This window comes from Chryseobacterium tagetis (genome assembly GCF_016735585.2).
GTDB classification, from domain to species: Bacteria; Bacteroidota; Bacteroidia; order Flavobacteriales; family Weeksellaceae; genus Chryseobacterium; species Chryseobacterium tagetis.
The window spans coordinates 30,825-43,438 of record NZ_JAERSE020000001.1; the positions used below are offsets into that span (position 1 = coordinate 30,825).

At 33.4% G+C, this 12,614-nt stretch carries 13 protein-coding genes and 1 pseudogene; 5 read left to right on the plus strand and 9 right to left on the minus strand.

Going from position 1 to position 12,614, the window contains the following annotated elements; translation table 11 throughout:
- Positions 1–34: 34 nt before the first annotated feature.
- From JI747_RS00150 to JI747_RS00160, 3 genes are all read right to left on the minus strand, one after another.
- The gene (locus JI747_RS00150) at positions 35–673 is read right to left on the minus strand and encodes a hypothetical protein (RefSeq protein ID WP_225685423.1); all 639 of its coding nucleotides are present in this window, start codon (positions 671–673) and stop codon (positions 35–37) included.
- Between the two features lie 94 nt (positions 674–767).
- Complete coding sequence (locus tag JI747_RS00155; protein WP_225685424.1) at positions 768–1,613, minus strand: ABC transporter permease; 846 nt, start codon at positions 1,611–1,613, stop codon at positions 768–770.
- 2 nt (positions 1,614–1,615) lie between these two features.
- Entirely contained in the window at positions 1,616–2,518 is a 903-nt protein-coding gene (locus JI747_RS00160; RefSeq protein ID WP_225685426.1) for an ABC transporter ATP-binding protein, read from the minus strand.
- Between the two features lie 117 nt (positions 2,519–2,635).
- Here JI747_RS00160 and JI747_RS00165 point away from each other — a divergent pair, with 117 nt between their 5' ends.
- The 5 genes from JI747_RS00165 (at position 2,636) to JI747_RS00185 (ending at position 7,669) form a co-directional block, all read left to right on the plus strand.
- The gene (locus JI747_RS00165) at positions 2,636–4,000 is read left to right on the plus strand and encodes an AAA family ATPase (RefSeq protein WP_225685428.1); all 1,365 of its coding nucleotides are present in this window, start codon (positions 2,636–2,638) and stop codon (positions 3,998–4,000) included.
- Between the two features lie 24 nt (positions 4,001–4,024).
- Entirely contained in the window at positions 4,025–5,131 is a 1,107-nt protein-coding gene (locus tag JI747_RS00170; protein ID WP_225685429.1) for an NAD(P)/FAD-dependent oxidoreductase, read from the plus strand.
- A 14-nt stretch (positions 5,132–5,145) separates the two neighbouring features.
- A complete protein-coding gene (locus JI747_RS00175; RefSeq protein WP_225685430.1) occupies positions 5,146–5,631 on the plus strand; it encodes a hypothetical protein in 486 nt (161 codons plus the stop codon).
- Between the two features lie 131 nt (positions 5,632–5,762).
- On the plus strand, positions 5,763–6,875 hold the full coding sequence (prfB, locus tag JI747_RS00180; protein ID WP_225685431.1) for a peptide chain release factor 2: 1,113 nt from the start codon (positions 5,763–5,765) through the stop codon (positions 6,873–6,875).
- 86 nt (positions 6,876–6,961) lie between these two features.
- The gene (locus JI747_RS00185; protein WP_225685432.1) at positions 6,962–7,669 is read left to right on the plus strand and encodes a DedA family protein; all 708 of its coding nucleotides are present in this window, start codon (positions 6,962–6,964) and stop codon (positions 7,667–7,669) included.
- Positions 7,670–7,857: 188 nt separating this feature from the next.
- Here JI747_RS00185 and JI747_RS00190 read toward each other — a convergent pair whose 3' ends face one another.
- The 6 genes and pseudogenes from JI747_RS00190 to JI747_RS00215 all read right to left on the minus strand — a co-directional run bounded on the left by JI747_RS00190 (position 7,858) and on the right by JI747_RS00215 (position 12,572).
- Positions 7,858–8,730, minus strand: a complete 873-nt coding sequence (locus JI747_RS00190) for an alpha/beta hydrolase (protein WP_225685433.1) — start codon at positions 8,728–8,730, stop codon at positions 7,858–7,860.
- A gap of 191 nt (positions 8,731–8,921) precedes the next feature.
- Positions 8,922–9,146, minus strand: coding sequence for a hypothetical protein (locus JI747_RS00195; protein WP_225685434.1), 225 nt, complete (start codon positions 9,144–9,146; stop codon positions 8,922–8,924).
- An 11-nt stretch (positions 9,147–9,157) separates the two neighbouring features.
- The gene (locus JI747_RS00200) at positions 9,158–9,982 is read right to left on the minus strand and encodes a hypothetical protein (protein WP_225685435.1); all 825 of its coding nucleotides are present in this window, start codon (positions 9,980–9,982) and stop codon (positions 9,158–9,160) included.
- A gap of 640 nt (positions 9,983–10,622) precedes the next feature.
- A pseudogene (locus JI747_RS00205) lies at positions 10,623–10,877 on the minus strand (thrombospondin type 3 repeat-containing protein); the annotation flags it as partial.
- Between the two features lie 132 nt (positions 10,878–11,009).
- Complete coding sequence (locus JI747_RS00210; protein ID WP_225685436.1) at positions 11,010–11,681, minus strand: hypothetical protein; 672 nt, start codon at positions 11,679–11,681, stop codon at positions 11,010–11,012.
- A 75-nt stretch (positions 11,682–11,756) separates the two neighbouring features.
- Positions 11,757–12,572, minus strand: coding sequence for a GLPGLI family protein (locus tag JI747_RS00215; RefSeq protein ID WP_225685438.1), 816 nt, complete (start codon positions 12,570–12,572; stop codon positions 11,757–11,759).
- Positions 12,573–12,614: the final 42 nt, after the last annotated feature.

Consider the following 12,614-nt stretch of genomic DNA (forward strand, 5'->3'; position numbering starts at 1 on the left):
TTGCAATTAAACTCATAGAAGAATCTTGTTCAATTTAATAGTGAATCCTTTGCAACTGAAATCGTTCTTTGATGCTTAACATGGAAATGTTTAAAAATAATAAAAAACCAAAAATTATGTAGTAAGCTTTATTGGGAACATGATTAATAAATGTTTCAGGATTGATTAAATTTAAAGTGTTTTTTTCTTTATAATAACCTCCTACAACACCTCCACAAATAGATGTGTATTCTTTTTTAGTTTCAATTGGGTTTTTATAAAAATGAAGAGCAAAGAAATGATTGGTATTTTCTACATCAATTCCAAAAGTTTCTTGATGTGCAAGTTGCATAACATCCATTAAAGCAATAAAATCCTGATAAGTATTTTTATCACCAATTACGAACTCGATTCCTGTTTCTTTTTGATTTCTTTCCTGAAGTTTTTTCAATTCAGAAATATAGTATTGTTGATTTTGTAGGGCTGTGTTGGGTTTTACAATAATTTTCTGATAATTCCAGTTTCGAAATTGTTCAAATGTATTATCAAAACTATCAGTGGATTTGTGTTTTGCGGGAAGCCCTAAATCCATCACAGTATACTGCGAATGAACTCGCTGACTCCCATAATACCAAAACAGAATCGGTATAAATAAAGCACTGATCAATCCGGGAACATAGAAAATTTTTCTCACTGCAGTTATTTTTACCAAAACCGAATGAAAATTTTAAGCCAAAAAAAGTGATTCTAAATGAATCACTTTAATTTAAAATCTTTTAATCAGATATTTACCAGTCTTTTTTTCTTAAAATCCAATACGATCCGAAGATGAAAATTGCGCACCAAACCAGACAGGCAATAAGACTTTCCGTAGGGTAGTGGAATTCGTATTTTCCTCCTAATATTTGAGCTGCTTTTAATCGCATCATAGGATTTGGAATTAAGCTCGACATACTTTCCAAAGGCATAAGTTTGGTAAATGAAAATGTATTCTGCGCTTTTTCTACCATTTGCGCTCCGGTATGATGTTGAGATTTTACATATAATGCTATACTTTGAATAATCCCTTCAAGAATCCAAAGAACAAAAAGAGAAAGAAAAACAAAGACCGATTTTCTCAGTAAAATAGAAAGGAACATGAGGAAACAGAAGAAAGTAAACAGTTTTACAAAGTAATTTCCGATGAAGAACATCTCCTGAACAACCTTTGCAGACTCTGTTATCGTAGAATATTGATAGCCTAAAAACATAGTGATCGCAAACACAATTACGGTTGAAATAATCGTGAAAATACTGATCGTTAATAATTTTGAACCAATAAACTCCTTTCTGCTTAAGCCGTCAATGGTATTTTGCTTAAACATTCGGTCACCAAATTCCTGACAAATCGAAAAAACAATGATCAAACCTAAGAAAATTTTCAATAATCCAACAATCCAGGTGGTGAAATTCCAAATTTCCGGGAAATTATAGATTCCCTGCTCTTTTAAATTGACAGTTCCTCCGAAAAGATCAAAATCGACCAGTCCAATGAAAAGCAACGCAATAAGAATGGCGAAATATAAAATGGTAAAAATCTTGAACGGTCTATAGTTCAGGTTTTTGTAATATTCAAGTTTTAATAATTTTGTCATGATTATTTTGTGTTTTTTACAAGTTCAAGGAATTGTGATTCAAGAGACAGTTTTTTCTTGTTCAGGTGGGATAAGAAAATTCCTTTCTCAGTCAGCTTCTGATTTAATGTTGAAGCCGAAATTGATGCGTCATCACGAACATGAGCCTTTATTAAATCATCTTCCTGAGTAATGGAAGTAAACCATTGAAGTCCATGTAGAGCTTCTGAAAGCTGCGTATTATTATCTGCTCTTAATTCAAAATATCCATTGTTGGACGTTATTTCATCTACTCTTCCGCAATAAAGAGAAGTTCCTTCTTTTAAGACAATAACATGGCTGCAAATTTTTTCGATCTCATCCAAAAGGTGACTTGCAATGATAATCGTAATGCCTTGTTTGGCAATATTGCTGATGATTTCTCGGATCTGGATGATTCCTTCGGGATCTAAGCCGTTTGTCGGCTCATCCAGGATAAGAACTTCAGGATTATTCAGCATGGCAGAAGCAATCGCAAGACGTTGTTTCATTCCTAAAGAAAAAGTTTTGAAGGTGTCTTTTCTTCTTTCGTATAAACCTACGGTATTTAAAACTTCTTCAATTCTTGAATAAGGAGTATGTTTGATTTCTGCAACAATCTTAAGGTTGGTTTCCGCACTTAAATACGGATAAAAATTAGGTTGTTCAATGATAGCGCCTATTTTCTTCAGCGTGTCGGGATCGGTTCCTTTTTTGCCAAACCAATACCAGTCTCCGCTTGTTGGATTAATGGTTGAAAGTAACATCCCGAAAGTCGTGGATTTTCCACTTCCGTTGGGACCAAGAAGTCCGTAGACATTTCCTTTTTCGACATCAAAAGAAATATTGTTTACCACAACTCTTTTGAATTTTTTCGTCAGGTTCTTTACTGATAAAATCTTTTCCATTGTAATTTGTTTTCCATAGTAGTAGTCTGTATAAATTAAGAAATGTTACAGAATTATCATAAATCAATTTACATTTATTACTAAATATATTACATTTGGTAGAATTAATCAGTCACTATGAAGTTAATTGAATTAGCAAAAGAATTAAAAGTTTCGGCAGAAGCGATCAAACAGTTTATTCAGGATTTTGATCTTGAACTTGGAGTTTGTATCAGTACCAATTTTGAAGTGAAAGAAGACTTTGAAAAATTTGCCAGAGAAAACATTGAATTTTTAAAGATTTACGAAAAAGATTTAGATAAAAACAAAACACTGGAGCAAATTGCGGAAACCATCAAGCAGCCCAAAGACAAGATAGAAAAAGCCATCAAAGAAACAAATCCGAATATCTTTGACAACGGATTTTTTAAATCTTCCATTTCAAGCTATGGAATTGATAATAAATTAGGAGGAAATTACGAATTTGTCTACAGCTATTTCGGACACACAACCAGTCTCAAACAAAGAGATTTCATTGGATACAGAGATCTGTTCTTTTATATTTCCGGCGTTTTAGAACCTTTTTTAAATCCTCAGCAGATTAAAGACTGGGGAATCAATAAACCGGCAGGAATCATCTTGTATGGTCCTCCTGGAAGCGGTAAGATTTTTTGGGCCAATAAAATCGCTGAAATTATAGGATATAAGTTCAAAGAAGTGAAAAAACATTATCTCGGAACTTCTTTTGTAGACGGGAACAGAACCAATTTTAATGATTTTCTTTTAACAATGATGAAAGAAGATAAGGTGTTGCTTTTCTTGGAAGATTTTGAAGAAGTAATGATGGAAAGAACACCCGAAACAAATGTTGCTTCATGTAACCTTGAAACGCAGGAAATCATTCTTCATTATATCAGTAAATTTGAGCAGGAAGATCTCTTAATGGTAGGTTCAGCGAATTCAGTATCGGGAATCGATGAAGAAATTTTGGCACCGGGAAGATTTGATGTACTCGTTCCTGTATTTCCTCCCAATGCAGCCGAACGTTCAGAGATCATTCTCTTTGCCATGACAAGAGGGTTGGAAAATGATTCTTTACTGTATAAAATTCTTAAAAACAATAAAGCAGATAAAGTGCCTTTCTGGCAGCAGATTGCGTCTCAAATGAAAGTTTTTAGCAATACCATGCTTATTGATTTTACGCAGAGCCTGAAAAAAAGGATTAAAAACCTGTATCAGAGAACCAAAAATGAAAACTTAAAAATAGATCAGAATCTTTTAAATGGTGCATTAAGAGATGCTGGAGGAAAACTGACGGAAGAATATCTGGATCAGGTTGCAAGATTTTTGAGCGATGTCATTATTAATAATTACGATCAGTTTCAGTACAGAGTGCAAAGCTTAAAAACAGAATTGGATGCCTATAAAGTTGTCGAAGAACCGACAAGAGCGATAGGTTTCCATCATAATGGCGAAGAAGAGCAAAACGATAATAAAGAGTAAATCGTTATAACTCATAACTACGTCATGAACAGCGTTTGGGAGCTTGATACCTTTTACAGAAAACGGGATATCATTATTATAGGAGCTGGTTTTACAGGATTATGGACTGCGATTTCGGTCAAAGAGAAATTTCCTGAAAAATCAGTTCTGATTATTGAACGAAATTCAGTTCCATTGGGAGCTTCGACAAGAAATGCCGGTTTTGCGTGTTTCGGAAGTCTGACAGAAGTGATAGCCGATTCTGAGAAAATGGGTTGGGGAAAAACTTTGGATCTTGTAAAGATGAGGTTTGAAGGGCTGAAGAAAATTCAGACCCATTTTAAAAACTCAGAAATTGATTTTGAATTAAACGGAGGTTTTGAAATTCTTAATCATGATAAACCTTTACATAGAATTGAGGAGGTAAATGAAAAATTAAAGTCAATTACAGGAACTGAAAAAAACTATTTTCTAAATCAAAATAAAATTAAAGAATTCGGACTCGGAAGATCTGAATATTTAATTGAAAATTCATGTGAAGGAAGTCTGCATTCGGGTAAATTACTTCAGAAATTAGTAGAAAAATGCCATGAATTAAAAGTGGAGTTTTTCTTCGGAGCGGAAGTGAAGAATATTTCTGAAAATTCAAACGAAATTGAAGTTCAGCTGTCTCAAGATATTTCGATTAAATCTGATCAACTGATTCATTGCACGAATGCTTTTGCTTCAACATTTTTAAAAGATGAAGAAATCATTCCGGCTCGCGGACAAATTATTCTGACGGAACCAATTGAGAATTTAAAGCTAAAAGGAACTTTCCATTATGATGAAGGGTTTTATTATTTTCGGAACCTCGGAAACCGAATTTTATTAGGCGGCGGAAGAAATCAGGATTTTAAAACAGAAGAAACCACCGCTTTTGAAACCACAGAATTTTTGCAAAGTCACCTGGAACAGTTTTTAAAAGAAGTAATTCTGCCTAATCAGGATGTTAACATTTCTTTGCGCTGGTCCGGAATTATGGCAATGGGCTCAGAGAAAACTCCCATTATAAAACAAATTTCTAATCGACAATTCTGTGCGGTAAGACTTTCAGGAATGGGAGTGGCACTGGCTCCGAAAATAGGGGAGATTGTTGCTGAAATGATTTAAATAATAGTGAATAAATGGAATATTTACCTTTTGAGCATTTAATATATAAGACAAACTTGTCTGAACAAGAAGTATTGACAAGGCTTTCCGATTTTATTGATAAGAAAAAAATCCGGATATTCAGAAATAATATCACTAAAGAATACGAAGGTACGATTGATGGAAATAGTTTTGAAATCAGTAGAATTATTAAAGGCAGAAACTCGTTCCAGCCTCAGATAAGCGGGGAAATTCGGCAAAATAATTACGAAACACAAATTGAGATTAAAATGAGACTGCATTGGTCGGTATTTATTTTCTTACTATTTTGGTGTGTATTTGTATGCTGTGCTTTAATAATGATATTTACGAATGGGGAAAAAATATCTGCAGTATCTTTTATGCCTTTACTAATGTTATTAGTAGCCTATCTCTTTACCATGTTTGGTTTCAAAATTGAAAGTAAAAGATCAAAAAAAGATCTGGAAAAAATGCTTGATGCTAAGATAATTAAGAAATAGTATTTAACTGCTTTCCCACCAACTAAAAATATCACGGATTAATTGTTCAGAATTTGTACTGGAAATATTACGCATAGTACATTATTCCTTACTCATAATTTTATCCGTATTTTTGCAAAAAATAAACAATCGTGATCAACAACGACCAGATAAAAGAAATTCAATCCAGAATTGAAGATTTACATAAATACCTTCAGATCGACAAAAAGAAGATCGAAATTGCCAATGATGATGAAAAAACTGCTGCACCGGAATTCTGGGACAATCCGAAAACGGCGGAAGCATTCTTAAAGCAGCTTCGTTCCAAGAAAAAATGGGTAGAAGCTTATGATGAGATCAATACTCAGTTCGAAGATCTACAGGTTTTGATGGATTTTGCTAAAGAAGATCCGGATTCTGAAAAAGAACTGGATGAAGCTTTTCCTCAGTTGGTAGAGAAAATAGAAGACCTTGAATTCAAAAATATGCTTTCCAACGAAGGTGATGAGCTTTCTGCAGTACTTCAGATTACAGCCGGAGCAGGAGGGACAGAAAGTTGTGACTGGGCTTCAATGCTGATGAGAATGTACACCATGTGGGCTGAAAAACAAGGATATAAAATCCGCGAACTGAACTTCCAGGAAGGAGATGTTGCAGGAGTAAAAACCGTAACACTGGAAATTGAAGGAGAATTTGCCTTTGGTTACCTTAGAGGAGAGAACGGAGTTCATAGATTGGTAAGAATTTCCCCTTTCGATTCTAATGCAAAGCGTCATACCAGCTTTGTTTCCGTATATGTATATCCTTTGGTAGATGATACCATTGAAATTAACATCAATCCTGCAGATATTTCATTTGAAACGATGAGGTCTTCCGGAGCAGGAGGTCAGAACGTAAACAAGGTAGAAACTGCGGTTCGTCTTCGTCACGCACCAACAGGAATTATTATTGAAAACTCAGAATCCCGTTCTCAGCTTCAAAACAAAGAAAAAGCAATGCAGTTGCTTCGTTCCAGACTATACGAAATGGAATTAGAAGAACGTATGAAAGCCCGTAACGAGATCGAAGCTAATAAAATGAAGATCGAGTGGGGAAGTCAGATCAGAAATTACGTAATGCATCCGTATAAACTGGTAAAAGATGTACGTTCCGGCTACGAAACTTCGGATGTAGATTCTGTCATGAACGGAAATCTTACGCCATTCCTGAAAGCGTTTCTGATGGCCGATGGAACGGCAGTTTCTGAAGATGATCTGGACCTATAAAAATCATATCTGAATTTTCGTTAAAATATGCTAATATATTTCCTTTTGAACTTTATTAAGCCTATTTTTGTTACTCATCAATACTTATGGAAGATTTCAATAGTTGGAAGGATTTATTAAACCCGGAGTTTTATATAAATAATGGGGGATTTTGGCTTATTTTGTTCATTATTTTTGCAGAAACCGGTTTATTCATAGGGTTTTTCCTTCCCGGAGATTCTCTGCTTTTTGTATCGGGAATTTATGCCGTAAAAATTATTTCGGAAACCTTTGGTTCTACCGGAAGCGATTTTTTAGATACAACTATTTTAGCATCGGCAGTTGCTTTTGCAGCCATTATTGGTAACGAAGTCGGATACTATTTCGGACGTAAAGCTGGACCTGCTTTATATAAGAAGAAAGACACCATGCTTTTCAAGAAAAAACATTTGTATCAGGCTCATGAGTTTTTCGAAAAGAACGGGGCTTTAGCCATTATTATGGCGAGATTTTTACCGGTGGTAAGAACTTTTACTCCTATTATTGCCGGAATTGTGAAGATGGATAAAAAAGCATTCCTTAGAGATAACATTATTGGAGCTGTCCTTTGGTCATTCATCCTTATTTTTGCGGGGCATTATTTAGATAAATTATTTATGGATCAGTTTGGAATTGATCTTAAAAAGAAACTGGAAATCATCATTATTATCATTGTTTTAGTAACAACTGTACCTGTTATTGCTAAGTTTTTATTTGGAAAGAAAGAAGACTTTTCAAAATATGAGAACCATGATTTTGATGAAGATGTTAAATAGAAATTAATTAAAAATATACAGATAGTCCGTTTTTTAACGGGCTATTTTTTTTACAGATATTTTTCTTCTGATTGGAGCGTTATCATTTTGAAAGTAGCGGAGCGGATTGAAGAACCTCCATTTACATTAAAAAAAGTAAAGTTTAGAATAAAAAAGATTCTTCCTTCGTCAGAATGACAAATGAAAGACTACTTTTGAATCCATTCCAGAATATTGGGATAAATAATACTGTCTCTCTTCGTCTTACTGAAAAATCTGGGTGCATGACCTGCATTTTTCATGAAAACGAGTTTATGGGGAACATTTTGCGCGGTTAAAGCCGAGTCTAATGCTAAACCTTGCTTCTGATTGACTAAGAAATCCTGATTTCCCTGAAAAAGTAGAGTAGGAACGTTTGATATATTGGCAATCGGGCTTGCTTTTTTAAATTCTTCCGACAAATTTTCACGATGAAATTTGGTTCCCACCATTTTTTGAATCGTTGGAGAAGAATATTTCGAATAAAAAGAATGTAAATATTCAGGAGAATAGAAATCTGTAGGACCGCTCAAAGAAATGATCTTTTTGATCTGATCTGGATTTTGATAGCCATACAGCAAAGCCAAATGTCCTCCTGCACTTTCACCTAAAAGAATATAATTATCTGGTCGAAGTTCCGCTTTTTTAGCTAAAGAATTAAACTTGGCAATTGCAGAACCGATATCTTCGAGCTGTTCTTTATAAGTTATTTTTTTAGATTTAGAAACCAGCCTGTAATTCATATTAATGCTTGGAATATTATTCTTAAAAAGCATTTTCTGAATCTGGATCATGTGTTCCTTGTTTCCTAAAGTCCAAGCTCCGCCATGAACGATTAAGACAACCGGAGAATTTTCAGAATAATCTGATGGTAGAAAAATATCCATTTTCTGGCGTTTGTGTTCGCCGTATTTTAAGTTGTAGATTTTCTGGTCATTGTGAGTTCCCACCCAGACTTTGAATTTTCGTGTATTGCATGAACTTAAAACAAAGCCAATTAATCCTAAAACAAAGAAGTGATATTGAAGAATCAGCTTTTTCATAGTATAAAATTACAGAAAATTAAGAGTGAAAAATACATTTTAAATAATGATTTTTACCACTGCTGAATGATGATTCCGATCTGTTCATCCATTAATGCAAATTCTTTGGCATTCCACGGTCTTAAGGTGATTTCTTTTAAATTGGGATGTAGCAGTTCAGGGAATTTTGTGCTTACCTTTTCGTAAACTTCTTAATTATTTTCAGTTACCAGTCGAAATTCAGGATGATCTTTCTCTGCAAATTCTGCATTTTGGAAGAGGTTAATTCTCAATCCGTCTTTTTCCAATACACAGAAAGGTTGGTAAGCGTCTAGTTCGCTGTGACCGATTTCAAATTCAAGACAGTCAACAAAAATTTTTAATCCTGTATTGATGTCTTTATAGAAAACATTTGGGACAAGTTTGGTGAAATTCATAATTGTTTTTTTTAGTCTAATAATTTTTCTTCTTGGCATTTATTGTTGCTCCAGAATTCTATTTTTGTGACATAGCCTTCTCTGCAATTACAGCTTTTATCATCATCAATGAATCTTGATTTTTTTAAGAAAGGACGGTTTTTCTTGTCAAACTGATAAGATTCCGGAATGATATATTCTGTGATTGTTCTTTCTTCAATTCCGTCTTCAAAAATAGAGGATGCCTCTTTCCAGAGACTCCCGTTTTTATAGGCGATAAAATTACCAAACTTTTCATAGTCATACGTATATTCATCAAATTCATTTCCTCTTTGATGAAATGTATATAAAAATCCTGAATCGTAATAATTGTACGTTACCTCGTAATTATTATCATTTTCAGCATCTTTATTGTAGAGCAGAAGGTATTTTTTCGGATCATTCAGATTAATTCTTTTTAACTCTTTTATAGCCTGTGTTCCTCTGTATGTAAAAGTCTTTTCATCATCTGTACTATTGTAAAGGTAGTAGAATTTTCTGTTGTCATTTTTTTCCTGTGCATAAAAAATATCATTTGCAGCATCGTAAATAACCTCTTCATTGCAGGTAAAATCAATCTTGTTTTGTTTGAAGGTTCTGGTATTAAAAACATTTTGAAGGTCAGAAAATCTCCCGTAGATTTTTTCAATAATCGCAGGGCTGTAACCTGATGGAATATGACGGTATTTCACCTCCGAAATTATTTTGGAACTTTCGATACAGGTCGTTTCAAATGATTTTACATTGCATCCGATCTTTCCTATATCTTTTTGACCAAAAACAACAATCGGAAAAAGAAAGAAAACTATTTTTTTCATTTTAGTATTTGTTTTTTTCAGTGGTAATTAATTTCCATTGATTATCGATGTATTCGTATGTATAAAAATGATGATCCCGTGCTTTATATAGTTCTACTTTAACTTGATTTTTTGAGCTATACAATTCAAAATGAACAACGATTTTGGTGCCTGAAATCTCAGACTTTAGTTTTTTATTATCTGCCGTATAATAAAAAGCCAGGCTGTTATTATGATCCATATACTCAGGGAAATCAAGCATAAACTGATAATAACCTTCATGTCTGAATCCACTAATAAAATCCTTAGTGACACTTTTCCTCGACCTTACTGAACCGATCACAGGAATAAGATTTTTCTTTAATTTTCTGCTTACGTATTCAAACGTGTCTTCAGACCAGAACAGTTGATCCAGAAACAGATTTTTATCATGGCTTAAAGTTGATTTTGAAGAACATTGGAACGTGATATTATCATTAATAAATGTATTTACGTAAATACTCACAGATATATTTTCACCGACAAGAAATATTTTCGGAATGGTATTGAAGATCGTCTTCCTTAACTCAATAAATTTTTGTTTTTCTTTGTTATTCTTTTCCTTAAAAGCAATGAGTTCCCTTTTTTCTTTTTCGAAATATTCTTTACAGTCACCTCTTTTCGGGCAGCCATTTTCTTCAGGAACTCCCGGTAGAGTGGGACAGGCATCATCTTTATCGAGAATTCCGTCGCCGTCTGTATCCGGCCATGGACAGCCGTTATTGTCTATTTCTCCTTTTTCTCTGGGACAAGCGTCGTCTTTATCAATAATTCCATCACCGTCTGTATCGGGAAAAGGACATCCCGAATTTTCAAGGGGACCGCTTTCTTTAGGACATTTATCTAGATAAAAAAGAATTGAATCCTTATCATCATCAGAAAGACATATTTTCTTTGAGAATTCTTTTCTGCATTTTTCGAATTCTTCCTTATTGATTATTTGCTGTGAATGTAGATTGAGGAATAAAAATAATATAAAGAGGGTAATTTTTTTCATGTGTTTTTATGGTTAATCATTTATAGCCTTCCATTGATTATGAATATATTGATAAACAAATCGTTCACTATGTTCATTGAAATTGTAAGTGATCGTAAACTCAATGATTTTTTCAGAACGGTTACTAAAATCAATTCTAATTTTGTCAAAATTGGTGAGATCTCCATTTTCTTTTAAAACTAGCGGCTGTGAGTCGTAAGGAAAATACAAGATTTTATTTTCTGAAGTTTCATTGTTTTTAACTGTAATTATTTTTCCTTCCTTTTGCTCAAGTATATGGTGCTTTATGTAGCTTTCATCCAGCAATTGGATGATTTTTTTATTATCCGGACTTAAATATCCATAATTGTAGCCATCAATTCTATAAGGGATAAGATTTTTCTTCAACTTTTTAACGAGGAATGAAATATTCTTTTTATTCCAGAAAGTAACCTGATTGAAGTAAGGATTTTTCATTCTGCTCGGAATATATTCAACAGGCTGAAGATCAATGACAATATGGACAGGATTCAGATTTTCTATTTCAAAAACAAGATTGGGCTTTGTAAGATAATTTTTATTGATACTTTTTAAAACGATCTTATTAATCTTTTTCAGATCAACCTGCTGAAATTCCATAATGAGTTCAGAATAAACAGTAACTTCCATTTTCATTCTTTCTGCTTCTGCCTGTTGTTTGGACATTTGCGCAGTGCAGAAACAGGAAAGAAAAATACCAAAAAATAAATAATGTATCTTCATTTGTACTCATGTAATTATTTAACTCTTTAATAATTCGAGCTCAAGAATATTATTGTCTTTTTTTAATTTTTCCAGTCTTATTTTTTCTATTTCCTTTACTTTTTGTTGCCCGTTGATATGGTTTCCCTCAGAATCTGTAAAATCAGGAATTCTGCCTATAAGAGAAGCTGCCGGATTTATTCTATATGTTTTAAATACTTTAACAAATTGAGGATGGGTAACTTTTATTTCCTTGTAATTATTAAGATTAGGATATATAAATTCTTCTGGAGAATCTTTTACACCTCTTATGATAAAATGATGACTATGGGTACTGTCTTCCATTTCCAAAATTAAACCTGGAAGTCCATAAAATTTGTAAGGTCCGTCCTGAAAAGGAATGCTTGTCGTAAACCAGGCTGTCCAATTTCTGCCACCGAATTCAGTGGTTGCTTTCTGGGCTTTATAGTTCATGATAGTTTTAAAATCATTCACTAATTTCCAGTTGAGTTTTACTTCCTGATTTACTAAATATTTATCGTCAAAAATTTTTATATAATTGATCGTATTTGAATTGGGAAATTTAATTACTCTGTCGCTGATCATCTCTTTGTTGGGCGGCATACTGAAAACTCCTTTTTTACTGTCGGCAAGCAGGGTAGAATCAGATTTAAACCTTTCCAGTCCATAAAATTCAGATTTCTTAGCATTAATATCTAAAACCATGAATTCTGTTATAACATTATTCCTGTCTGTGGAATCCGGAACAGACCGGTATTCATAGATAAACTGTTTATTTTGACCGTAAAAAAGACTAAAAGATAGAATTAAAAATAACTGAATGTGCTTTATCATTGATTGGGTGATAATGGTTGTAACGAATATACAAAATATCCG

Excerpts from the sequence above, each read along its gene's own strand:
- JI747_RS00155 (WP_225685424.1), bottom strand. The coding sequence starts at position 1,613 with ATGACAAAATTATTAAAACTTGAATATTACAAAAACCTGAACTATAGA.
- JI747_RS00160 (WP_225685426.1), bottom strand. The coding sequence starts at position 2,518 with ATGGAAAAGATTTTATCAGTAAAGAACCTGACGAAAAAATTCAAAAGA.
- JI747_RS00165 (WP_225685428.1), top strand. The coding sequence starts at position 2,636 with ATGAAGTTAATTGAATTAGCAAAAGAATTAAAAGTTTCGGCAGAAGCG.
- JI747_RS00170 (WP_225685429.1), top strand. The coding sequence starts at position 4,025 with ATGAACAGCGTTTGGGAGCTTGATACCTTTTACAGAAAACGGGATATC.
- JI747_RS00175 (WP_225685430.1), top strand. The coding sequence starts at position 5,146 with ATGGAATATTTACCTTTTGAGCATTTAATATATAAGACAAACTTGTCT.
- JI747_RS00185 (WP_225685432.1), top strand. The coding sequence starts at position 6,962 with ATGGAAGATTTCAATAGTTGGAAGGATTTATTAAACCCGGAGTTTTAT.
- JI747_RS00190 (WP_225685433.1), bottom strand. The coding sequence starts at position 8,730 with ATGAAAAAGCTGATTCTTCAATATCACTTCTTTGTTTTAGGATTAATT.
- JI747_RS00195 (WP_225685434.1), bottom strand. The coding sequence starts at position 9,146 with ATGAATTTCACCAAACTTGTCCCAAATGTTTTCTATAAAGACATCAAT.
- JI747_RS00200 (WP_225685435.1), bottom strand. The coding sequence starts at position 9,982 with ATGAAAAAAATAGTTTTCTTTCTTTTTCCGATTGTTGTTTTTGGTCAA.
- JI747_RS00210 (WP_225685436.1), bottom strand. The coding sequence starts at position 11,681 with ATGTCCAAACAACAGGCAGAAGCAGAAAGAATGAAAATGGAAGTTACT.
- JI747_RS00215 (WP_225685438.1), bottom strand. The coding sequence starts at position 12,572 with ATGATAAAGCACATTCAGTTATTTTTAATTCTATCTTTTAGTCTTTTT.